Here is a 22894-nt window from a genome sequence, read left to right as displayed (position 1 = left end):
TTATTGCAATAAAAAAGACACTGAAAAGTGCCTTTTTAGTTCGCTCAATTAATTTTTAACTACAGCGCGTTAAATACGTCGTCTGTTTTAGCTGCGCAAATAAAATCGTTTTTGTGTAGGCCTTTAATTGAATGGCTCCACCATGTAACCGTTACTTTGCCCCACTCGGTTAATAAACCTGGGTGATGGCCTTCGTCTTCTGCCATGTCGCCTACTTTGTTAGTAAACGCGATAGCCTGTTTAAAGTTTTTAAATTTATAAACACGCTCAAGCTGCATAATACCGTCGCGTACTTCTGGTACCCAGTCTGGAATTTTAGTAGTTAATTGCGCTAACTCTTCGTCAGATACTTTTGGCGCATCTACATGACAGGCTTCGCATTTTTGTGCACTTAATGAAGACATTCTAAATCCTTACTTTTAGCTTTTTTAGCATTAATGTTTAACTGGCTAATTTTTCTTTTGGTGGAAATTTTGGGTCGTGCAAACCAAGCTCTTTAGCTCGCTCAACCAAAGTCATAATATCCATTTGCGATATATCAAACAGATCATGAATCGAATTTATGGTGTAGTACTGTGGCTGCATAATATCAATACGGTACGGCGTACGCAGTACATCAAGCACATTCATTGGGCTGATTTCTGGCGTGTTTGAGTATACGTACTGAGTTTCACCTGGGCTTGATAAAATACCGCCGCCGTAAATACGCAGGCCGTCTTCGGTTTGCATTAAACCAAATTCAACTGTAAACCAGTATATACGCGCAAGGTATACACGGTCCTTTTTCTGCGCTGCGTAACCTAATTGCCCGTACTTGTGCGTAAACTCGGCAAAGTCAGGGTTAGTTAGCATGGCGCAATGGCCAAATATTTCATGAAAAATATCTGGCTCTTGTAGGTAGTCAAATTCTTCGCGGCTACGAATAAATGTAGCTACCGGAAACTGCTTGTTTGCCAGTAATCTAAAAAACTCATCAAAGTCGATAAGCGCAGGTACTGGCGCGACTTGCCAACCGGTAGTGGCTAGTAACACTTCGTTTAGTTCGCTTAATTGCGGAATGCGATCGTGTGGCAGGTTAATTACTTTTAAACCTTCCATGTACTCGTTGCAGGCTTTGCCTTTAATGCATTTAAGTTGACGTGCTACAAGCTCAGACCAAATTTTATTTTCTTCATCACTCCAGTGTATAACACCATTTTCGTCTGGTGTTTTGGATGTGTATTTACTTGCTTTAGCCATAAGTACCTTCTTGGGTGTGAGCCCTAAATCGGTGTCAGTGTGATACTCAAACCTATTGAATATCGAATGACCCCATACTATGCAAAAGTGAAGAAAAGTTTAATAGATAGGCTAACATCAGTATTTGTCGCGATCACTTGAATTGTAAAGCTAAAATTACACCTGTGGCACATTAAAAGTACAGACCTTTAAATAAAGGCCTGCGGCTTATTTTTATGTGTACATAATTAATTACACCCAACCAATTTCAGTAAAAGCTTGGTCTAAATCACTAATAATGTCGTTAACATCTTCAAGCCCAACCGAGAGTCTGATCAGCCCATCACTTATTCCAGCAGCGGCTCGCTCCTCTGGCGTATAAGGCGAGTGAGTCATAGATGCAGGATGCTGAATCAGTGTTTCAGCGTCGCCGAGGCTTACTGCAAGTGTACAAAGTTTCATACTATCAATAAATTGTGCGCCATCTTGTAGCGTGCCTTTTATTTCAAATGCAATAACACCACCAGCGGCTTTCATTTGATTACCAATAAACTTATGACCTGGGTGCGATTTAAGCCCTGGGTAATATACGGTACTTACTTGTGGGTGCGCTTCTAGATATTGCGCTATTGTTTGTGCACTCTGACAATGGCGTTCTATTCTAATGGCGAGTGTTTTTAGGCCTCGATTAATTAGCCATGCATCGTGCGGGCTTATGGTTGCACCAATGTCTTTTAATACGGTCATTTTAATGTGTGTTATGTGCTCAAGCGATCCACATACAATACCAGCGACCACGTCTCCGTGACCATTTAAGTACTTGGTCGCACTGTGCATTATAATGTCGATACCGTATTTTTTAGGCGATTGCAGTAGCGGCGTTAAAAAGGTGTTATCGACCACACTAATTAAATTGTGCTCTTTAGCAACTGTGCCAATAAGTGCCAAATCAATAACCGCCATAGTGGGGTTGATTGGCGTTTCTACAAATATCATTTTTGAATTAGGTTTGATAGCAGCGCGTAGTTCGTCCTCGTTGGTCATATCAACAAAAGTGACTTCGATTCCCCAGCGCGGCAACATATGCGAGAAAAACGCAAAGGTACAACCATACAAAGCACTTGAGGCAACAAGGTGATCTCCCTGCGATAAAAAGCTCAGTACTGAGGCAGATACAGCCCCCATACCTGTTGCGGTTGCAGCAGCTGCTTCACAGCTCTCTAGTTGAGCAACTTTTTGTTCAAGCTCTGTGGTTGTAGGGTTTCCTAAGCGCGTATAAATATAGCCAGGTTCGTCGCCTGCAAAACGCGCAGCACCTTGTGCGGCATTTTCAAAATGAAAGGTAGAGGTTTGATACAAAGGAGAAGTGAGTGCGCCGTGCGGGTCGTTTGCTTTTTGTGGTCCGTGAATACACTGGGTGTTTATATGATGCTTGCTCATTGTAGGCTCATTTTTTGATTATTATGTTTTAGCGAGTCAACAATCAAAACGTATACGCTTACAAACAGCAAGCATGCCGGATGCTCAGATGGCTATTTGTGTAAAAACCGTGCAGCGCACATTTGTACACAAATATTGCCACTTTTTTATTGTGTTGACTCCGCCTTTTTACGGCTCATAATTTTACCTGCGATGCTTTGCACAGTACCTTTTAGTAAACTGCGTTTGTTTTCAAGCCGTGGTAATGGGCGACTAAGCTCCATTGCTTTGTAACCAATACGCGCTGTAAAAATACCGGCGCTGACTCCCTGCGCCGCCCGTCCAGAAAGCTTACCTAAAAGCTCAGCACTTAATGCAGTTGCAGCAAGGTCAGAGACAAGCTCAGCACTGCCTACAAACATTACTTGCCTTATTAGCATGCGGTATAACTTTATACGGCTCGCGTAGCCAAAACCAATGCCATAAATTTTACCAATTTGTTCTATTAACTTAGTACCGCGCCAAAGCACGGCCATCATATCCACCAGCGCAAGTGGGCTTAGGGCAACTAGCAGTGCGGATTCAGTCGCAAAACGATTTATAAGCTTTTTGGCTTTGGTATCTTGAGTTATTAATAGACTATTGGCATACAGCGTCATTATTTCTTTGTCGCTGTGATGCGTTGCTACTTGGTTTTTGAAGGTTTCAAAATTATCAAGTTGCTGGTGTTTATTGAGCTTTTCGAGCCAAGGTAATGCACCACCTACTTGCTCACTATTTAAAAGCCTGTCGGCTTCAACTCGGTGCAACTGGTTACGCTTTAAGCTGCGCAGCATTCGGTACTCTCGCCACAACAAACGCCCTATTAGCAGCACGCCACTTACAACCGCAGTTAAATAAACACTGCCTAAAATAATTGACTGCTCGAAAGCAAATACTAACGAGTATGCAAACTCTAAAAGCACCAGTACTATAAAACTAATAGCAAAAACACCTTTAAGTGTTTGCCACTTTGACTTTTTGTACACCGGTTCCAGATCTATTTCGGGCTCAAGTGCTTCGTCTTCAAGCTCTTCGTAATCACTTTGCCCGTGCTGAATAATTTTTGCAGGTGCTAAAACGGGTTCGTTTTGCTCAATGCTTTGCGTATCTATGCGACGCCCTGCTTGAAATGTTTGGTTTGACTCACTCATGTTAATTTGTCTCCTAGCAGGTACTGCATGACATGATCTAATCGAATATGTTTTAGTTGTTTATCGGGGCTCGGTATTGGAGAAAACGATAAAAACTCAAATCCCTGTGCTGGCCACTCACTTTTATTAAGCATCCGCGAGGGAGGTTGCGGCGGTAAATACGTAAGCCAATCAGGCTCGTGTAATGGTTTACCGTAAATGCAGTCAAGCGTTTGGCCTTTGTCGGCAATTTGGCGCGGCTGCGTTGCTGTAATTGACGACATAGCCATGGTTTCTATTTTTACACCATCAAACTTTAAATGATTGCTTTGCTCATGCACGAGCGAATCAAGTAGCAGTGCTAAATCTTTATGGTGCTTAGCACTTATATGATCTGACTTATTAGCTGCAAATAATATTTTGTCTATGTTGGGCTTAAATAAACGTTTAAAAAAGCCCGATTCACCATAGTTAAAGTGTGCGAGTAATTGGTTTATTACACTGCTTTGCTCTTGGAGTGTTTCGTGCCCTTCGTTTAGCGCACTAAGTACATCTACAAGTACGATTTGGCGATCAAAGTGCCTAAAATGCTCATTATAAAATGGTTTTACAACTTCTTTTATATAGGCGTTAAAGCGCTTAATTAAATGCGCTAAATTAGAACCCGCAACGACATCGTCACTATTTATTTCACCCGACACTGGAAAAAACAATAACAATGGCGCGCCTTGTAAGTCGCCAGGCATAAGCATACGCCCTGGTTGTAGCATGGCAAGTTTGGTGTCTTTTTTAAGCCCTACTAACATGCTTTGATAAAGCTGAGCAATATGAGCCAGTGCGTTTTCATCTACAGGTGCATTTAAATCAAGTTGCTCAACGGCTGCTAGAAAATCACTTGATGTATTTACACGCGAAGGCTGAGTTAATAACGGATATTGCTGCTCGCACCATTGAGAATAGCTTTGCTCAAGCATAGGTAAATCAAGGAGCCATTCACCTGGGTAGTCAATAATATCTAAATAAAGTGTTGATTGCGGCGAAAAGTGGCCACGCAGCCCCGCATTACTTTGATACTTGATTGCCAAGCGTAGTGTATTAATACGCTCGGTTGATGCAGGCCATGTGGGCATCCCATCGCTAGGTAATAATGAATTTAGCGCGCGCGTATAATTAAATGTAGGGACTTTTAACGCCTCTTGCGGTACAACTTTAGTGGCAACATGGCGGTGCTCGCGCATTACATCAAAAAAAGGTAAGTTTCTATCGTCCGCTTGGGTTGTTAAGTGCTTAACAAGCGCGGTAATAAAGGCTGTTTTACCACTACCACTTAGGCCAGTTACGGCTAGTTTTACGTGTTGGTCTAAACTGCGATGAAGGGCTTTTTGTGCTTTGCCTTTAATGCTTTTAAAGGTCTTTTTTGCAAATGATTGGCTCATAAAGTGTCTTGCACCTAATTTGCCGTAATTTATCACGTTGCAAATAAGGTGCTATTAAATCCTTTAAAGTTTGTTAATTTCACGGCTCACCGTAAACTCGCTTGAAGTTACATGGCGCTCCATATCTTGAAGGCGAGTATCTACACGCGTTAAACGCTCTTTTAAATCTTGCAATGCGCGGCGCGGTGGCTCGCCCTTTTGCCATACTTTAAATTTTACTTCTAGCGGATCGTCAGTTTTAGTTGAGCTTTTTGTTTGCGCTGTTGCGGGCTCTTTTTTATCTAAAATAAACCAGGCTGCAATATACGCTACCACAAATAATGGGCCACCCGTTAGCAGTACCGCACTAACAAATATAATGCGAACTAACCATAACTCCATATTAAAGTAGTCACTTAATCCCGCACATACTCCAGCTATTTTACCGCGTTGTGGGTCTCTTAATAATTCGCGTTTGGCACTCATACTTTGCGTCTCCATTGTGGTGACTCTTGATCAAGCAATGCTTCAAGTGTTTCAACTCTGTCTGCCATTTTTTCGGCTTTATGTGCAAGCTCAAGTAACTGGCGATGTTCGTGTTCACTTAAACCTTGGCTTACTTGTTTTTTGCTACGGTAGTGTAAAATTAACCACAGCGGGGCAACAAAAATCATAAACATAACAAATGGAACAATTATTACCTCTGAATCAAACATAATCCTCTCCTGACAATCCGTTTTGATGTTTTTAAGCAGTGGGGCACTTTAAGTACCCCTTTATAAGTTATTTATCAGCTAGCTTCTTTTTAAGTTCGGCTAGCTCATCATCTATCTTTTCATTTTTTTGTAGATTAGCAATTTCGTCCGCTAACGTCTTTTTACCTAAATCGTAAGACTCAATTTGAGATTCTAGTCCATCAATTTTAGTTTCGTAACGTTCAAAGCGATTAAGTGCGTCTTCTACTTTAGAGCTATCAAGCGTCTTTTTCACTTCAAGGCGCGACTCAGCCGAACGCTGGCGAAGTATAATTGCCTTTTGACGAGATTTCGCATCTGCTAGTTTTTCTTGTAGCGTCGTTACTTCTTGTTGTAGTTTCTCGATATGAGACTCTACATGTTCAAGTTCACTAGTGACTGAAGCAACGGCATCTGCCGACTTTTGCTTTTCAAGTAAGGCTGAACGCGCTAAATCGTCGCGGTCTTTACTTAAAGCCAGTTCGGCTTTATCCTGCCAATCACTTACCTGCGCTTTAAGTGTATCTAAGCGGCGTACAATTTCTTTTTTCTCAGCCAGTGTTTTAGCTGATGTAGAGCGTACTTCAACAAGCGTATCTTCCATTTCTTGAATAATCAGACGAACCATTTTTTCTGGGTCTTCTGCTTTATCTAAAATGGCGTTGATATTAGAATTAACAATATCTGCAAAACGTGAAAAAATTCCCATAACATTTACCTCTGTAATTAAAACGTAGTTAGTCTGCTATAACTAGTATCAATATGCTTGCCAACTTTTTAAAAGTTAAAATACACTTTATTTTCATTACGTTAAACTAATTATACAAATTTCTTTAGTTATCCCTAATTATGAAATACACTAACTGTTAGTAAAAATGACCAAGAGTTAGGAAATATGAGCCAATATCGCCAACAGGATAATTTACTCGGCCAATCAGATAGCTTTCTGTCTGTACTCGATCAGGTATCGCAACTGGCTAATCTAGATAAACCGGTACTTATTATTGGTGAACGCGGCACAGGTAAAGAGTTAATAGCAGCACGCTTACACTTTTTATCAAAACGTTGGGATCAAAACTACGTAAAACTTAACTGTGCAGCGCTTAACGAAAACTTACTCGAAAGTGAGTTATTTGGCCACGAAAGCGGTGCTTTTACGGGGGCAAGTAAACGTCACGAAGGTCGTTTTGAACGCGCTAACAGTGGCACACTGTTTTTAGATGAATTAGCTAATACCTCAGCTATGGTACAAGAAAAACTGCTACGCGTTATAGAATACGGTGAGTTTGAACGTGTTGGCGGCAAACAAACTGTAAAAGTAGATACACGCTTAGTGTGTGCGACAAACGAAGACCTCCCTTATTTAGCTGAGCAAGGTGAATTTAGAAGTGACTTACTCGACCGTTTAGCCTTTGATGTAATTACCCTGCCACCACTGCGAGAACGTCAAGACGATATTATGCTTCTTGCTGAGCAGTTTGCGATGAATATGGCACGCGATTTAGAGTGGGAACTGTTTAGCGGTTTTACTCGAAGCGCAACAGAAACACTGCTTAGTTATGATTGGCCTGGTAATATTCGTGAACTTAAAAATGTGGTTGAACGCAGTTTGTATCGCCACGGTAGTGAACATATCCCCGTTCACCAGATTATTTTAGACCCATTCGATAGCCCATTTAGACCAAAAGCGCGCATAAAAGCACCTATAGCTGCTCAAACTGTTAATGCAGAGCCTATTGCTGTTGCGCCACCGATTGCTCAAGCAAGCAGTAATATAGCCGTTGATATTCAATTTCCATGTAGCTTAAAAGAGCGCTCAAACGACTTTGAAATAAACATGATTAATAAAGCACTCGAACATAGCCAATTTAATCAAAAGAAAACTGCAGAAGTACTTGGTTTAACGTATCATCAATTACGTGGTTATCTTAAAAAATACAACTTGTTGGATCAACAATAGTCAGAGGTTATGCGGGTGCATAAATTATTACTTGTTTTGCTTACCACCACTTTAGTTGGTTGCCTTGATAGCAAAGAAGAAATCATAGAAGAAAAAAACCAAGGCTTAGTTTATTGCGCTGAAGCTAACCCTGTGTCGTTTAATCCGCAAGTAACGACCACCGGTTCAACTATTGATATAATTGCTAACCAATTATATGACCGTTTAATTAGCATTGACCCTGTTACGGCAGAGTTTCAAAGTGAATTAGCAACCGATTGGAAAATTAGTAAAGATGGTAAATCGGTTACCTTTACCTTGCGTAAAGATGTAAAGTTTCATACAACTTCTTATTTTACGCCGTCGCGTGATTTTAACGCCGACGACGTTATATTCACCTTTAGCCGATTATTCGATGTATACAATCCATACCACTTTGTGGGCGATGCCAATTACCCGTATTTTCAAAGTGTGGGGATTGATCAACTCATTCGTAAAATTGTGCGCGTGTCTGACTACCAAGTGCGCTTTGAGTTATTTAATCCTGAAAGTAGCTTTTTAGCTAATATGGCTACCGACTTTGCTGTGGTACTTTCAGAAGAATACGCCATGGAACTTAAGAAAAACAAGCAAGAAAACTTGTTTGATCAGTATCCTATTGGCACCGGCCCGTATATTTATAAAGAATACCGTCGAGATCACCTTGTACGCTTTTACCGTAATCCACTTTATTGGAAGCACGACGTTGTCCTTGAACAATTAGTTTACGATATAACGCCTAACGGCACTACGCGCATAGCAAAAATGCTGACAAAAGAGTGCGATGTAACGGCTCATCCAAGTAGTGCGCAATTGAGTATTTTAGCGCAACGTGATGATATAAATATTGAAAAAGAAACAAATTTAAACATAGGGTATTGGGCATTTAATACAGAACGTGCCCCTTTCGACGACTTGCGCGTACGTCAAGCACTCGCGCATGCAATAGATGTAGATAAAATAATGCAAGCGGTTTATTACGGTAACGGTACTCGCGCACAATCTATTTTACCGCCAACCTCTTGGGCGTTTGAGCCGCAAGAAGATATACCTACATTTGATCCAGAACTCGCTAAAAAGTTACTAATTGAAGCAGGCTTGCCTGATGGCTTTGATATGACAATATGGGCTATGCCTGTGAGTCGTATTTATAACCCCAACGCACGTAAAATGGCTGAGCTTATGCAAAGTGATTTACGCAAAGTGGGCGTTAATGTAAGCATTGTAGAGTATGAGTGGAATACGTTTATTCAACGTATTGGCGAGCACAGGCACGACAGTGTATTACTTGGTTGGGCCGCAGATACACCCGATCCTGATAACTTTTTTAGCCCACTGTTGAGCTGTACCGCTACTTTTAGTGGTAAAAATCCAGCAAACTGGTGTAATCCTCAATTTGATTTATTGCTTACTCAAGCACTCGATACGACTGATTTAAACAAACGTAAAAAATACTATGAAGACGCACAAAGCTTAATTATTCAAGAGCTGCCGTTATTACCTATTGCTCATGGCCTGCGCTTTCAAGCGAGTAGTGCCGATGTGGAAGGCATAACACTTGGCCCATTTGGCGCTATTTCGCTTGCTAATGCGAGGAAAAAATAATGATCTTAGATTATATTTTGCGCCGCCTTGGTTTGTTCTTTTTTATGATACTGATGCTCAGCGTATTTACGTTTTCACTGGCGTATTTATTTCCCGGTGATCCGCTAAGTAATTTAAGTGGCATACCAAGTAGTAACTTTGCACAGCATAGTGAGCTTGAAGACAAATATTTATATAACAGCAATTACTTTATGCAATACATTGCCTTCCTGGGGCGAATATTCCAAGGTGATTGGGGGCTTTCGTTTGCCTCTGGTAACAGCGTGTTTAGCCATATTGTTGATTTGCTACCGGCTACTTTAGAGTTAAGCGTGTACGCATTAATAGTATCGGTTGTTGTTGGTGTACCGACTGGTATTTTAGGCTCTGGCTATCATAAACGTTGGCCCGATAAACTTATAAACTCGACCACTATGGTGGGCTATTCAATGCCTGTATTTTGGCTCGCATTGTTATTAATAATGGTTTTTTCGTTAAAGCTTGGCTGGTTTCCTATGTCAGGCCGAATGGGGCTCCTTTATGAGATACCCGCAAATACTGGGTTTATTTTAATTGATATTGCACTGGCTGGTTTTCCATATAAAGGAATGGCCTTTATTGATGCGCTACGCCATTTAACGCTCCCTACTATTGTACTGGCCATGTATCCGACCACTGTATTAGTGCGCTTTACTCGCGAGTCTATGCTTAAGGTAATGGATCAAAACTTTATTAAAACAGCTAGGGCAAAAGGCCTTAATCGCCGCCAACTTATCATGCACCATGCACTACGTAATGCATTACTGCCGGTAATTAAGCAAATTGGTTTGCAATTTAGTACGCTAATAACGCTTGCGATGATTACCGAAGTTATTTTTTCGTGGCCGGGTATTGGCCGATGGTTAATCGATAGTATTTATCAACGTGACTTTCCAGCAATTCAAGGCGGATTAATGGCAGTGTCTTTATTTGTTATTTTAGCCTCTATTACAGCTGAACTTACTTACACTTTATTCGATCCACTCTCGCGGAATCAGGCCCATGGCAAAGTTTAATTTATTTTCTGAAGAGTCGAATAAATCGCCACTTGCGCGATTTTGGCGAAAGTTTAAAAATAACCACCCTGCTTTGGTTGGTTTATGGATATTTATGGCGTTTGCATTATTGGCCGCCACCGCTCCTTTTTTAGCCCCTTATGGTGTAAACCAACAGCATAGTGATGCACTACTTATTCCACCATCGTGGCGAGAAATGGGCGATGTACGCTTTATTTTAGGCACCGATGATTTAGGTCGCGATGTACTCTCGCGCTTAATGAATGGTGCTACGTATACATTTGGGCTTTCTGTTGTAGCCGCCCTGATCACAACCATTTTTGGTGTATTAGTGGGTACTTTTGCAGGAATTAGCAAAGGACTTCGTTCAAGCTTTTTAAATCACTTACTTGATATAACCCTTTCTATTCCTTCTTTGTTATTAGCAATAATAATAATCGCTATACTCGGCCCGGGTTTAATGAATACCGTATGGGCAATTATTTTAGCGTTACTGCCGCAATTTATTCACTCAGTGCGTAACCTGATTGTTGATGAATTAAGTAAAGATTACATTACTGCGTTTAGGCTCGATGGTGCGTCTAATTGGCATATTATATCGCGTGGTATTTTCCCTAATATTTATGAGCATATTGTGGTTATTTTCACTATGGCTCTTTCTACCGCAATATTGGATATTTCTGCCCTTGGCTTTTTAAAGCTAGGTGCACAGCCTCCCACAACCGAATGGGGCGCAATATTAGCCGAAAACTTAGGCCTTATTTATTTAGCACCTTGGACTGTAGCGCTACCTGGTGTACTGTTATTTTTAGCCGTATTATCTACCAATTTAGTAGGTGATGGCCTGCGACAAGTGCTTAAAGCACGTAAGGCAGATTAAATGCAATTACTTGATGTTCGTAACTTAACAATTGAACTACGTACCTCTGAAACTGTAATTAGAGCCGTAGACAGAGTGAGCTTTAGCTTAAAAGAAGGCGAAGTACATGCGCTTGTGGGCGAATCGGGCTCTGGTAAAAGCCTAATAGCAAAAGCGATTATTGGTGTATTAAACGAACGCTGGGATATTACGGCCGACCGTATTCATTGGCGCGGCGTAGACTTAATGCGTTTAAGCCCAGAAAAACGCCGTAAGATAGTAAGCCAAGATATAGCGATGATTTATCAAGATCCAAGTCGCTGTCTTGATCCGACCGCTAAAATATTTGATCAAATTGCTGAAACACTCCCAGAGGTCGCAACTAAAGGTTTCTTTTTAAAACGCAACCGCGAGAGAAAAGACAGAGTAAAAGCGCTTATTCATAAAGTGGGTATTAAAAACCACGAAGCGGTACTAAGTAGCTACCCTCACGAGCTCTCAGAAGGCGTATGCCAAAAAGTAATGATTGCAATGGCCATTGCCCGCACTCCAAAGCTATTGATAGCTGATGAGCCAACTACAGCGCTTGAGAGCACAACTCGCGCACAAGTATTTAGGTTATTAAAAAGCTTAAACCAACTTAAAAATATGTCTATTTTAATGATCTCTCATGAGCTTGAAGAGATTGCACATTGGTCGCATGGCATTCATGTTTTATATTGCGGGCAAATGGTTGAAGCAGGCCCAACCCATGAAATATTTAAACAGCCTCGCCATCCTTACACTCAAGCATTATTAAAAAGCTTGCCAGACTACGAACAAGGTTTAGCGCATAAAGAACCTTTTTATGCACTTAAAGGGACTATCCCTACTCTGCAACATTTACCTATTGGCTGTCGCCTCGGGCCGCGTTGCCCGCAAGCACAAAAAGCCTGCGTGGTAACGCCAGCCCTTACTAAGCATCATGGTCATAGTTATGCGTGCCACTTTCCGTTAATTAAGGACATGAAATAATGCAGCCGCTGCTAAAAGTACAAGCACTATCAAAAACATTCAATGTGCGAGCGGGGCTTTTTTCACGTAAAAAGTTTGAAGTACTTAAAAATATTTCGTTTTGTGTTGGTAAAGGCGAAAGTATTGCCATAATTGGTGAAACAGGTGCAGGTAAAAGTACATTAGCAAAACTACTTTCAGGAGCTGATACTGCTGATAGCGGGCAAATTTTACTCGAAAATAATATTATTGAAGATAATGGCGTACGCGATAATCAATGTCGGGATATTCGTATGATTTTTCAAGACTCAGCTGCATCGCTCAACCCAGGGCTAACCATAGGTGAAATGCTTGATGATTGCCTGCAATATAATACAGAGCTTGATGCCAGCGAACGAGCTGAAAAGATTGATGCAACGCTTTCAAAAGTGGGTTTATTAATCGATCATAAACACTACTACCCGCATATGTTTAGTGTGGGGCAACTACAGCGTGTGGCGTTTTCTCGTGCATTAATTTTAGATCCTAAGGTGATTGTGCTCGACGAAGCTGTTTCGTCTTTAGACCCTTCTATACGTGCGCAAATAGTGAATTTATTACTTAAGCTACAGCGCGACACTGGCCTTACGTATGTGATGATCACCCACCATTTAAGCCTAGTGCGCCACATCAGTGATTATGTGGTTGTACTCGACAAAGGCGAAGTGGTTGAATACGGCCCTACTGAAGATGTTTTTCAAAACCCCCAATCAAAAGTAACGCAGCGATTACTGAGCTGCTAAAAGCAGCTTTCTAATCACCAAACTCGACTTCTTTGCAATGTAACCTCGTTTATGAAGGTCTTTGTTAAATGCGCAATTTAACAACTAAAACCATAAAGAGGATCTATGCTAAAAAAAACATTACTCACAGGCATTTCATCATTAGCGTTATTGCTGCTATCAACAACTTCAATAGCTGACGAAAACTCTGCCCCTAAAAGTTGGGTTGGTGGCATTGATCATTTAGGTTTAACCGTATCAAACTTAAATGCATCCAAAGCATTTTTTACTGATGTACTTGGTTTTAAAACGCTAGGAAATGACCCTGCCTATCCCGCTTATTTTTTATCAAACAATAAAATAACCATTACATTATGGCGCGTAAAAAATGATGAAAAACGTGTGGAGTTTAATCGAGCAGAAAATGTGGGCTTACACCATTTAGCACTCAGTGTTGAAAGTATCAAAAAGTTAAGCGAGCTACATACACACTTAAAAATGCAAAATAATATTATCATAGAGTTTGCACCAGAAAACTTAGGTAAAGGTCCAACCCAACATATGATGATAAGAGAGCCTAGCGGCAATCGGATTGAGTTTATTGCCAGAGGTAATTAATACCAACTTTATTTAAGACAATAAAAAAGGCGCTTTAAAAGCGCCTTTCTTTATGAGCTAAAATTAATTATTCAACAGTTTGTGTAGCCGTTGGTAAGTTAAGTTCAGCATTGGCTTTAAGCGCTTCAATAAATACCATGTAGTTTTTATTAGCTTGCGCCATAGTAATGCTTTGTTTTGCTTGAGGGTCAATATTAGCTGCAACTTGTGCATCTGTTACCGACTTAAGCGCAACAATTGCTGCATCACCATTATTTAAATTAACAAGCTCAACTACCGCAGAATCTGCTGGGTGAGCCATTTTAAATGCTTGAGTCACAATAGCCGGTGAAACAGTGTAGCTTTGACGTGTTAACTGCGCTTCTTGACGAACCGTCAAGCTTTGCTCGTTTGCTACATCATTTAAGCTCTTACCTGCTTGTACTTCTGCAAATAAGCTACGCGCTTTTTCTTTAGCAAGCTCTGATGATTTTTCATTAACTAAACGCGCTTTAATTTGCTCGCTTACTTCATCCAGCGGTTTAGTAGCAGCAGCTTTATGCTCGTTAATACGAACAATAATTGCATGCTCCTCACCAAGCTCAATAACTTCAGAGTTTACTTTATCTTCAAGTAAATCAACTGATGTTAGTGCTGTTACAACTGCAGGGCTGTTTAACGGCTCCGGAAGAGCATTAAGTGCTAAAAGAGGCGTAGATTTAACTTCCACTTCAGCAACTTCTGCAGCATCGTCTAAGCGGTCTGAAATTTCAAATGCAAGTGCACCCATTTCAGTTTGCTTTTCGTAAAATGCATCTACTTTTTCAGCTTGTTCTAGTTCAGCACGTAAGTCAGCTTTAACATCGTCATACGCTTTAACTTGTTGTGGTTGAATGTCTGTAAGTTTAATTATGTGATAACCAAACTCAGAAGCAACAACCTCAGAAATGTCACCTTTGTTTTGAAGTGCGAAAGTCGCGTCTTCAAATGCAGGGTCCATTACGTCACGTTCTATCCATTCAAGATCGCCGCCCATTTCGCCACTAACGATATCGTCAGATGATGATTCTGCTAACTCAGCAAAGTCTGCACCTTGTTCTAGTTGTGCATGAAGTGCATTGGCTTTTTCTTTTGCTGCGTCATCGTCTTCACTGTTATCAATTAAGATATGTGATACGCGACGCTTTTCTGGCTCAACGTATTGTGCTTTATTTTGCTCGTAATACGCTTTAACGTCATCCTCGGTTACCGATTCAACATTAATATCTGATGCTTTAAGCTCAATATAACTTACTGAGATAAGCTCTGGGGATAAAAATTGTGATGCGTTTAGCTCGTAGTAATCAGACACTTCTTGCTCTGATACTTCTACGTTCGCGGCAAGCGCTTCTTTATTAATAACTAAGTAATCAATACTACGAGTTTGCTGCTGCAGAGCGATTGCGCTTTTAAGCTCGCTCTCTAGTGCAAAGTCTGTACCTGCAACAGCAGATACTACCTGACTACGTGTCATATCTTTACGTAAGTATTCACGAAAAGCATCTGGTTGAAAGTTCATTTGACGAATTACTTGTAAGTAACGATCGTTATTAAACTTTTCACCAATTTGAAAGTACGGTAGTTCTAAAATTGTTTTACGTACACTTTCGTCGCTTACGCGAAGGCCTAAATCAGCCGCTAGCTGTGATTGCAATTCTTGTTGTACTAAGCGGTCAACTACACCTTGGCGAATTTGCGCCATGTAATTTGGATCAGCGGCAATTTGTGTAAAGTATTCACCAAATTGTTGCTCTAAACGGCTTCGTTCATTTTGGTAAGCACGGTTAAAATCGGTTTGACTAATTTTAATTCCATTTACTTCAGCAACGGGTTGTTCTGTGGTTTGACCTAAGTAACTACCGATCCCTGCTAAGGCAAAAGATAAAATCACCGCGCCTAAAATTATTTTGGCTACAGGTCCTTGCGAACCTTCTCTGATTTTCTCAAGCATTTGTTTATCTCTTTTTGATCAAGGTATTTTACCTTGTCACATGTAAAAAAAGCGTATCTTACCAGATACGCTTTTTCACTTGAAGTAACTGGCGGTAAAGTTACTTAATTCATCTGTTGTGGTGAATCAGTAACTTTACACTCGCCATAACTAATGTGTTTAAAACAGTGATTAGTTTACTGCGTCTTTAAGCGCTTTACCGGCTTTAAAAGCAGGAATAGTTGCAGCAGCAATTTGGATTGTTTCACCAGTTTGCGGGTTACGGCCTGAACGTGCAGCACGGTCACGTACTGAGAAGGTACCGAAACCAACAAGTGCAACTGAGTCGCCTTCTTTTAGCGCGCCAGATACAGATTCGATGAATGAATCTAGTGCACGACCTGCAGCCGCTTTAGAAATGTCAGCATCAGCTGCGATTTGATCGATTAATTGAGATTTATTCACAATATCATCCTCTTTCATTGTTATTATCAAGAGCGATGGTTTTTTAAACTAACATCACTTTTTTGAAAATTTTAGAGCAAACTTTTAATGCTCACATGATTATATTTTTCTTAAGCCTACGCCCCATAAGGGCTAGGCTTGAAAACCAGTGCTTAACTTATCATACCGTTTAGATTTGAAAAGCCCTAAAAAGCACTTTTTTTAGCTTTTTTCTTGGTTTTTAGGTGTTTCGACCGAAAAACTCTCAACAGGATGCACTAAAGCAAGCTTTAACACCTCGTCAATCCAAGTAACTGGATGAATATCAAGACCTGCCAGCACGTTCTCTGGGATCTCTTTTAAGTCACGTTCGTTAATTTTTGGAATGATGACTGTTTTAATTCCTCCACGATGAGCTGCTAATAATTTCTCTTTTAAGCCACCAATAGGAAGTACTTCACCACGTAGCGTAATTTCACCGGTCATTGCAACATCTGCTCGTACAGGGTTACCCGTTAAGCTAGATACAAGACCTGTTACCATTGCTGCACCCGCACTTGGGCCATCTTTTGGTGTTGCGCCTTCAGGTACGTGTACGTGAATATCACGCTTTTCGTAAAAGTCGCTATTTATGCGAAATGTATCTGCACGATTACGTACTACCGTCATAGCCGCTTGAATCGACTCTTGCATTACATCGCCCAGTGAACCGGTATAAGTTAACTTGCCTTTACCTGGTACAGCCGCACATTCGATTGTTAGCAAATCACCGCCAACTTCTGTCCATGCTAAGCCTGTAACTTGACCAATACGGTCACCGTCTTCAGCTTTACCATAATCAAAGCGTTGCACACCTAAAAAGTCTTCTAGGTTATCTTGATTGATAGTCACTGTTTTAGTGTCTTTTTCAAGTAAGATATTTTTAACGGCTTTACGACATAGTTTTGAAATTTCGCGCTCGAGGTTACGTACACCCGCTTCACGTGTGTAGTAACGAATAATGCCAATAATTGCACTATCCTCAATTTCAATTTCAGACTCTTTTAAGCCGTTACGTTTTACTTGTTTAGTAATTAAGTGCTCTTTTGCAATGTTTAGCTTTTCATCTTCGGTGTAACCCGATAAGCGGATAACTTCCATACGGTCCAGTAATGGGCCAGGAATGTTAAAGCTGTTTGATGTTGCTACAAACATAACATCAGATAAATCGTAATCTACTTCAAGATAATGATCAGCAAAATGGCTGTTTTGCTCAGGATCAAGCACTTCTAATAGAGCTGATGCTGGGTCTCCTCGCATGTCAGCTGACATTTTATCAATTTCATCTAACAAGAATAATGGATTTTTAACGCCCACTTTTGTCATGTTTTGGATTAACTTACCTGGCATTGAACCGATATATGTACGGCGATGACCACGAATTTCAGCTTCATCACGTACGCCGCCTAATGCCATACGCACATACTTACGACCAGTTGAACGCGCGATAGATTGCCCTAGCGATGTTTTACCAACACCTGGTGGCCCAACTAAACATAAAATTGGCCCTTTAAGCTTATTAGTACGCTGTTGTACCGCGAGGTACTCGATAATGCGTTCTTTTACTTTATCTAAGCCATGGTGATCGCTATCAAGAATTTTTTGCGCGCCCGCTAAATCTTTTTTCACTTTAGAGCGTTTTTTCCATGGCACATTAATTAATGTGTCAATGTATGAACGCACTACGGTTGCCTCTGCAGACATTGGCGACATCATCTTAAGCTTATTAAGCTCTGTCGTCGCTTTGTCTTGTGCTTCTGTTGGCATACCCGATTCTTCAATGCGCTTTTTAAGTGCTTCAAATTCATCAGGTACATCATCAAGCTCACCCAATTCTTTTTGAATGGCTTTCATTTGCTCATTGAGGTAATACTCGCGCTGTGACTTTTCCATCTGCTTTTTAACGCGGGTACGAATTTTTTTCTCAACTTGCAGTAAGTCTATTTCACCTTCCATTAATGCCATTAAATATTCAAGACGTTCTGTCACGTTTGAAATTTCTAGCACTTTTTGTTTTTCAGGTACTTTTAATGGCATATGGGCTGCCATTGTATCGGCAAGGCGCGCTGGCTCATCAATACCTGAAACTGAAGTTAGTACTTCAGGAGGAATTTTTTTATTTAGCTTTACATAGCCTTCAAACTGGCTAATTGCGCTACGAATAAAAATTTCTTGTTCTTTCTCGTCTACCGAATCAGATTCAATAAATTGAGCATTAGCTACAAAAAAGTCTTCGTTATCTACAAATTCTTCGATTTGTGCGCGCTGTGTACCTTCTACTAAAACTTTAACTGTACCGTCCGGTAATTTTAATAACTGAAGTACAGTGGCAATAGTGCCGATACGATAAATATCTTCTTGCTCAGGTTCATCTACAGTTGCATCTTTTTGTGCAACCAAGAAAATTTGTTTGTCTTTGTCCATTGCCGCTTCTAGGCATTTTATTGATTTTTCACGGCCTACAAAAAGCGGGATCACCATGTGCGGATATACCACAACATCGCGCAGTGCAAGGACTGGGATTTCGACTCGGTCGGTTCTCTCAAGCGTCATTATAGTTTCTCTTCGCACTTAATTTATTTTAAAGATTACTCAAGTATATGGGGATAACCTAATTAAAGTTCAACAATTTTCCCTTACTCGATTAAATTAATTATAAAAAAAGGAGCCTAAGGCTCCTTTTTTCACTCAAATAGCTTAAAAACTATTCTGATGCAGCTTTATCTTGTTTATTATTTTCATAAATCAAGATTGGGTCTGACTCACCTTTAATAACGGTTTCATCAATAACCACTTTGCTTACGTCATCCATTGAAGGAAGTTCGTACATAGTATCAAGCAACACACCTTCAACGATTGAACGAAGACCACGTGCACCTGTTTTACGCTCCATTGCTTTGTGGGCAATTGCAGCTAAGGCATCATCACGGAACTCAAGTTCAACGTCTTCCATACCAAACAATACTGAAAACTGTTTAGTAATCGCGTTTTTAGGTTCACTTAATATTTGCACAAGAGCAGCTTCGTCAAGTTCTGTTAACGTAGCAACTACTGGCAAACGACCTATAAACTCAGGAATTAAGCCGTATTTAACTAAATCTTCTGGTTCTACGTCTTTAAATGTTTCACTTAAAGAACGACTCGCCGCAGACTCTTTTACGCTAACGCCAAAACCGATACCGGTATTTTTGTGGCTACGTTGCTCAATTACTTTATCTAAACCTGAAAATGCGCCACCACAAATAAACAAGATTTTAGAAGTATCTACTTGTAAAAACTCTTGTTGTGGATGTTTACGACCACCTTGCGGTGGAACAGAAGCAACGGTGCCTTCAATCAGTTTAAGTAGCGCCTGTTGAACGCCCTCGCCCGATACATCACGCGTAATTGACGGGTTATCTGATTTACGAGAAATTTTGTCAATTTCATCAATGTAAACAATGCCACGTTGCGCTTTTTCAACATCGTAATCGCACTTTTGTAAAAGCTTTTGAATGATGTTTTCAACATCTTCACCTACATAACCTGCTTCGGTTAATGTAGTGGCATCGGCCATAGTAAACGGCACATCGAGTAGACGCGCTAACGTTTCTGCAAGTAATGTTTTACCACTACCTGTTGGACCGATAAGCAAAATATTACTTTTACTTAATTCAATGTCTTGCTTAGTCGATTGGTTACGCAGGCGTTTATAATGGTTATAAACGGCAACAGACAATACTTTTTTAGCATGATCTTGGCCAATAACATAATCGTCTAAGTGTTTACGAATTTCTTTTGGTACAGGTAGTTTGTCAGACGTATCATGCTTAGGAGCAATGTCTTTGATCTCTTCCCTGATAATATCGTTACACAACTCTACACATTCATCACAAACGTATACTGAAGGGCCTGCAATTAATTTACGCACTTCATGTTGGCTTTTGCCACAAAAAGAGCAGTATAACAATTTATTACTTTTGTCGCCGTCTGTAGGAGTGTCAGACATTCAGCTACCTCATTTTATTACGTTGGCCACCAAAACTTTTGGCGGCTATTTCAATACGCTTTAACTATACCAAAATTTATTAGTTTTCGCATAGTAACTCAAAGTGGCAAACAGGCAATCCTGCTCACCAAGCGCTTACTTTTTATCGCGATTTGTAAAAACTGAGTCTACCAAGCCGTAATCTACAGCTTGCGTGGCACTCATAAAGTTATCACGATCTGTGTCTTTAGAGATAATATCCAATGGTTGGCCTGTATGCTCAGCCATTAAGCGATTAAGCTTAGCTTTAATAGACAGAATTTCTTTAGCGTGTATTTCAAAGTCAGATGCTTGACCTTGGAAACCACCTAATGGTTGGTGAATCATCACACGAGAGTTTGGTAAACAAAAACGTTTACCTTTAGCGCCAGCAGTAAGTAAAAAAGCACCCATGCTTGCAGCTTGACCTACACATATTGTACTTACATCTGGTTTGATGAAGTTCATTGTGTCGTAAATAGCCATACCCGCAGTTACTGAACCACCTGGTGAGTTAATGTATAAAAAGATATCTTTATCAGGATTTTCTGATTCTAAAAATAGCATTTGCGCTAAAATCAGATTTGCCATGTTGTCTTCAACTTGACCTGTTAAAAAGATAATACGCTCTTTTAATAATCTCGAATAAATATCATACGAGCGCTCGCCTTTTGGTGTTTGTTCAACAACCATTGGGACCAATGCATTTAGGGGATCTGTAATACCAGTATTCATACTTATTTAATTCCTTATGCGCTTATACTTATCCTTATTATAAGGAAGCATAGTTATCGTTTTTCGCAAATTTAGAGCCAAAAACTAAAATGGCCCGGGCACGCTGTATAAACAGAGTAGCACGAGCCATTTAATCGTTAGCGAGAGCTTAAGTCAATGACTTATTAAGCACCTTGCTGTGGATTCATGATGTCATCAAATGCTTTTTCAACATCAGTAACAACTGCTTTAGCTAAAATAGCTTCAACAGCTTGCTCTTCCATTGCTACATTACGCATTTGCTGCATAAGTTGATCATTACCTTTGTAGTATTCTACTACTTCAGTTGGATCTTCGTATGCAGAAGCTACCGTTGCAATTAATGCTTCAACTTTAGCGTCATCAACTTTAATCTCGTTAGCTTTAATCACTTCACCTAATAAAAGGCCAGTTTTAACACGTGTTACAGCTTGCTCGTGGAACAATTCAGCAGGAAGCTCTGGCATGTTTTGAGCGTCGCCGCCAAAACGTTGAGCTGCTTGCTGACGTAGAGCATCAACTTCTTGATCAACTAGTGCTTTAGGCACTTCGATTTCGTTGTTAGCTAAAAGACCTTTGATTGCTTGGTCTTTAACGCTTGCTTTAACCGCTTGGTCTAGCTCACGTGTCATGTTCTTTTTAACTTCTTCTTTAAGCGCGTCTACGCCGCCTTCGGTAACACCGAATTTAGTTGCAAACTCTTCGCTTAATTCTGGTAATTCTTGCGCTTCAACTTTTTTCACTGTGATAGTGAATTGAGCCGCTTTACCTTTTAAGTTTTCAGCGTGGTAATCATCAGGGAAAGTTACATCAGCAACTACTTCTTCCCCTGCTTTTTTACCTACGATGTTATCTTCAAAACCTGGGATCATACGACCTTGGCCAAGTTCTAATGGGAAGTCTTCAGCTTTGCCGCCTTCAAATACTTCACCGTCGATAGTACCTACGAAATCAACTGTTACACGGTCGTTTTCGCCAGCAGCTGTATCAACATCAGCCCACTCAGCGTGTTGCTTACGAAGTGTTTCTAGCATGTTAGCTAAATCTTCGTCAGTTACTGTTACCGCTGGTTTCTCAACAGTAATTTTATCTAAACCTTGAACTTCAACTTCAGGGTAAACTTCAAACGTTGCTGAGAACTCTAAATCTTTACCTGCTTCAAGTGATTTAGGTGCGAATGTAGGCGCGCCAGCTGGATTGATTTTTTCAGAAACGATTGCTTCGTAAAAATTACGTTGCATTACTTCGCCAGCAACTTCTTGACGAACTGCAGGGCCAAAACGCTTGTTAATTACAGATACTGGAACTTTACCAGCACGGAAACCATCTATACGCTGTGTTTTTGACAGTTGTTGTAGGCGTTTTTTTACTTCGGTCTCAACGTTCTCTGAAGGAACGGTGATAGTTATACGGCGCTCAAGGCCTTGGGTCGTCTCAACAGAAACTTGCATGATTTACCTCAATATTCAATTTTGGCGACTGTTCGCCTTCCTTTACAAACAAAGTGATCTGCATGAGTCTTGATAAAGTTTAAGCGGTTTTTCACACTTAAAAGCATCCGTCGCTACCATGAGATACCATTGCTGCTTTGCCCTTCGGGCACTATGTTAAACAATAGACGCGGCATTATAACCTAATATTTATGATAGTCGAGTATAGGGGGCAATTATTTGGACTAGATAAGGGACTATAGAGACTAACTGAATAAAAAACAGGCTAACTGAGCATTGAATAGAATAAAATACAAATTATTTAATAGAATTAAAGGCTAACGAATTTAGATTTATAACTTAGAGGAGTTTATTTATTATTCTTACTAGATAAGAAAATGGTCGGCGATGCAGGATTTGAACCTGCGACCCCTTGGACCCAAACCAAGTGCGCTACCAAACTGCGCT

At 40.4% G+C, this 22894-nt stretch carries 21 protein-coding genes; 7 read left to right on the top strand and 14 right to left on the bottom strand.

The genetic code is table 11. From position 1 onward, the window contains the following. Positions 1-59 precede the first annotated feature (59 nt). The 8 genes from WNY98_RS14095 to pspA all read right to left on the bottom strand — a co-directional run bounded on the left by WNY98_RS14095 (position 60) and on the right by pspA (position 6667). Positions 60-404, bottom strand: coding sequence for a 4a-hydroxytetrahydrobiopterin dehydratase (locus WNY98_RS14095; protein ID WP_342878196.1), 345 nt, complete (start codon positions 402-404; stop codon positions 60-62). A 37-nt stretch (positions 405-441) separates the two neighbouring features. Continuing rightward, complete coding sequence (gene phhA, locus WNY98_RS14090; protein ID WP_342878195.1) at positions 442-1239, bottom strand: phenylalanine 4-monooxygenase; 798 nt, start codon at positions 1237-1239, stop codon at positions 442-444. Positions 1240-1470: 231 nt separating this feature from the next. Then, positions 1471-2658, bottom strand: a complete 1188-nt coding sequence (gene megL, locus WNY98_RS14085) for a methionine gamma-lyase (protein ID WP_342878194.1) — start codon at positions 2656-2658, stop codon at positions 1471-1473. 146 nt (positions 2659-2804) lie between these two features. After that, positions 2805-3830 (bottom strand): TIGR01620 family protein, encoded by a 1026-nt coding sequence (locus WNY98_RS14080; RefSeq protein WP_342878193.1) that lies wholly within the window; start codon positions 3828-3830, stop codon positions 2805-2807. Continuing rightward, the gene (locus tag WNY98_RS14075) at positions 3827-5245 is read right to left on the bottom strand and encodes a YcjX family protein (RefSeq protein WP_342878192.1); all 1419 of its coding nucleotides are present in this window, start codon (positions 5243-5245) and stop codon (positions 3827-3829) included. The genes WNY98_RS14080 and WNY98_RS14075 overlap by 4 nt, the downstream gene beginning before the upstream one ends. A 63-nt stretch (positions 5246-5308) precedes the next feature. Further along, positions 5309-5710, bottom strand: coding sequence for an envelope stress response membrane protein PspC (gene pspC, locus WNY98_RS14070; RefSeq protein WP_024596503.1), 402 nt, complete (start codon positions 5708-5710; stop codon positions 5309-5311). Then, a complete protein-coding gene (pspB, locus tag WNY98_RS14065) occupies positions 5707-5940 on the bottom strand; it encodes an envelope stress response membrane protein PspB (RefSeq protein WP_076924465.1) in 234 nt (77 codons plus the stop codon). The genes pspC and pspB overlap by 4 nt, the downstream gene beginning before the upstream one ends. A gap of 67 nt (positions 5941-6007) precedes the next feature. Continuing rightward, positions 6008-6667 (bottom strand): phage shock protein PspA, encoded by a 660-nt coding sequence (gene pspA, locus WNY98_RS14060; protein ID WP_024600109.1) that lies wholly within the window; start codon positions 6665-6667, stop codon positions 6008-6010. 186 nt (positions 6668-6853) lie between these two features. Here pspA and pspF point away from each other — a divergent pair, with 186 nt between their 5' ends. The 7 genes from pspF (at position 6854) to WNY98_RS14025 (ending at position 13806) form a co-directional block, all read left to right on the top strand. Continuing rightward, positions 6854-7918, top strand: coding sequence for a phage shock protein operon transcriptional activator (gene pspF / locus WNY98_RS14055; protein WP_076924466.1), 1065 nt, complete (start codon positions 6854-6856; stop codon positions 7916-7918). Positions 7919-7933: 15 nt separating this feature from the next. Then, positions 7934-9541 carry an ABC transporter substrate-binding protein gene (locus tag WNY98_RS14050; RefSeq protein WP_342878191.1) on the top strand — a complete coding sequence of 536 codons (1608 nt, stop codon included), beginning with the start codon at positions 7934-7936 and terminating at the stop codon, positions 9539-9541. Further along, positions 9541-10575, top strand: a complete 1035-nt coding sequence (locus tag WNY98_RS14045; protein ID WP_342878190.1) for an ABC transporter permease — start codon at positions 9541-9543, stop codon at positions 10573-10575. The genes WNY98_RS14050 and WNY98_RS14045 overlap by 1 nt, the downstream gene beginning before the upstream one ends. Beyond that, positions 10562-11455 (top strand): ABC transporter permease subunit, encoded by an 894-nt coding sequence (locus WNY98_RS14040; protein ID WP_024600105.1) that lies wholly within the window; start codon positions 10562-10564, stop codon positions 11453-11455. The genes WNY98_RS14045 and WNY98_RS14040 overlap by 14 nt, the downstream gene beginning before the upstream one ends. Continuing rightward, positions 11456-12448 carry an oligopeptide/dipeptide ABC transporter ATP-binding protein gene (locus WNY98_RS14035; protein ID WP_002958338.1) on the top strand — a complete coding sequence of 331 codons (993 nt, stop codon included), beginning with the start codon at positions 11456-11458 and terminating at the stop codon, positions 12446-12448. Further along, entirely contained in the window at positions 12448-13209 is a 762-nt protein-coding gene (locus WNY98_RS14030; protein ID WP_024600104.1) for an ABC transporter ATP-binding protein, read from the top strand. The genes WNY98_RS14035 and WNY98_RS14030 overlap by 1 nt, the downstream gene beginning before the upstream one ends. 105 nt (positions 13210-13314) lie before the next feature. Continuing rightward, positions 13315-13806 (top strand): VOC family protein, encoded by a 492-nt coding sequence (locus WNY98_RS14025; RefSeq protein WP_076924468.1) that lies wholly within the window; start codon positions 13315-13317, stop codon positions 13804-13806. 67 nt (positions 13807-13873) lie between these two features. Here the strand turns inward: WNY98_RS14025 and WNY98_RS14020 are convergent, their stop codons facing one another. From WNY98_RS14020 to tig, 6 genes are all read right to left on the bottom strand, one after another. After that, on the bottom strand, positions 13874-15775 hold the full coding sequence (locus tag WNY98_RS14020) for a SurA N-terminal domain-containing protein (protein WP_342878189.1): 1902 nt from the start codon (positions 15773-15775) through the stop codon (positions 13874-13876). A gap of 171 nt (positions 15776-15946) precedes the next feature. Continuing rightward, positions 15947-16237, bottom strand: coding sequence for an HU family DNA-binding protein (locus WNY98_RS14015; protein WP_157823336.1), 291 nt, complete (start codon positions 16235-16237; stop codon positions 15947-15949). 183 nt (positions 16238-16420) lie between these two features. After that, positions 16421-18790 carry an endopeptidase La gene (gene lon, locus WNY98_RS14010; protein WP_294123145.1) on the bottom strand — a complete coding sequence of 790 codons (2370 nt, stop codon included), beginning with the start codon at positions 18788-18790 and terminating at the stop codon, positions 16421-16423. Between the two features lie 151 nt (positions 18791-18941). Next, entirely contained in the window at positions 18942-20225 is a 1284-nt protein-coding gene (gene clpX, locus WNY98_RS14005; RefSeq protein WP_002958344.1) for an ATP-dependent protease ATP-binding subunit ClpX, read from the bottom strand. Between the two features lie 135 nt (positions 20226-20360). Then, the gene (gene clpP, locus WNY98_RS14000) at positions 20361-20978 is read right to left on the bottom strand and encodes an ATP-dependent Clp endopeptidase proteolytic subunit ClpP (RefSeq protein ID WP_024590978.1); all 618 of its coding nucleotides are present in this window, start codon (positions 20976-20978) and stop codon (positions 20361-20363) included. Positions 20979-21142: 164 nt separating this feature from the next. Further along, positions 21143-22447 carry a trigger factor gene (tig, locus tag WNY98_RS13995; RefSeq protein ID WP_024600100.1) on the bottom strand — a complete coding sequence of 435 codons (1305 nt, stop codon included), beginning with the start codon at positions 22445-22447 and terminating at the stop codon, positions 21143-21145. Positions 22448-22894: the final 447 nt, after the last annotated feature.

It is taken from the genome of Pseudoalteromonas sp. AS71 (assembly GCF_038900275.1).
Classification (GTDB): Bacteria; Pseudomonadota; Gammaproteobacteria; order Enterobacterales; family Alteromonadaceae; genus Pseudoalteromonas.
The sequence above is the reverse complement of the archived record's forward strand: the minus strand, read 5'-3'. Positions and strand labels throughout refer to the sequence as shown.

Coding starts and splice junctions, on each gene's coding strand:
- clpP (WP_024590978.1), bottom strand. CDS start 20,978: ATGAATACTGGTATTACAGATCCCCTAAATGCATTGGTCCCAATGGTT.
- WNY98_RS14075 (WP_342878192.1), bottom strand. CDS start 5,245: ATGAGCCAATCATTTGCAAAAAAGACCTTTAAAAGCATTAAAGGCAAA.
- clpX (WP_002958344.1), bottom strand. CDS start 20,225: ATGTCTGACACTCCTACAGACGGCGACAAAAGTAATAAATTGTTATAC.
- WNY98_RS14035 (WP_002958338.1), top strand. CDS start 11,456: ATGCAATTACTTGATGTTCGTAACTTAACAATTGAACTACGTACCTCT.
- tig (WP_024600100.1), bottom strand. CDS start 22,447: ATGCAAGTTTCTGTTGAGACGACCCAAGGCCTTGAGCGCCGTATAACT.
- WNY98_RS14045 (WP_342878190.1), top strand. CDS start 9,541: ATGATCTTAGATTATATTTTGCGCCGCCTTGGTTTGTTCTTTTTTATG.
- lon (WP_294123145.1), bottom strand. CDS start 18,790: ATGACGCTTGAGAGAACCGACCGAGTCGAAATCCCAGTCCTTGCACTG.
- megL (WP_342878194.1), bottom strand. CDS start 2,658: ATGAGCAAGCATCATATAAACACCCAGTGTATTCACGGACCACAAAAA.
- WNY98_RS14030 (WP_024600104.1), top strand. CDS start 12,448: ATGCAGCCGCTGCTAAAAGTACAAGCACTATCAAAAACATTCAATGTG.
- pspF (WP_076924466.1), top strand. CDS start 6,854: ATGAGCCAATATCGCCAACAGGATAATTTACTCGGCCAATCAGATAGC.
- pspB (WP_076924465.1), bottom strand. CDS start 5,940: ATGTTTGATTCAGAGGTAATAATTGTTCCATTTGTTATGTTTATGATT.
- WNY98_RS14080 (WP_342878193.1), bottom strand. CDS start 3,830: ATGAGTGAGTCAAACCAAACATTTCAAGCAGGGCGTCGCATAGATACG.
- WNY98_RS14040 (WP_024600105.1), top strand. CDS start 10,562: ATGGCAAAGTTTAATTTATTTTCTGAAGAGTCGAATAAATCGCCACTT.
- pspC (WP_024596503.1), bottom strand. CDS start 5,710: ATGAGTGCCAAACGCGAATTATTAAGAGACCCACAACGCGGTAAAATA.
- WNY98_RS14020 (WP_342878189.1), bottom strand. CDS start 15,775: ATGCTTGAGAAAATCAGAGAAGGTTCGCAAGGACCTGTAGCCAAAATA.
- WNY98_RS14015 (WP_157823336.1), bottom strand. CDS start 16,237: ATGAAAGAGGATGATATTGTGAATAAATCTCAATTAATCGATCAAATC.
- pspA (WP_024600109.1), bottom strand. CDS start 6,667: ATGGGAATTTTTTCACGTTTTGCAGATATTGTTAATTCTAATATCAAC.
- phhA (WP_342878195.1), bottom strand. CDS start 1,239: ATGGCTAAAGCAAGTAAATACACATCCAAAACACCAGACGAAAATGGT.
- WNY98_RS14095 (WP_342878196.1), bottom strand. CDS start 404: ATGTCTTCATTAAGTGCACAAAAATGCGAAGCCTGTCATGTAGATGCG.
- WNY98_RS14025 (WP_076924468.1), top strand. CDS start 13,315: ATGCTAAAAAAAACATTACTCACAGGCATTTCATCATTAGCGTTATTG.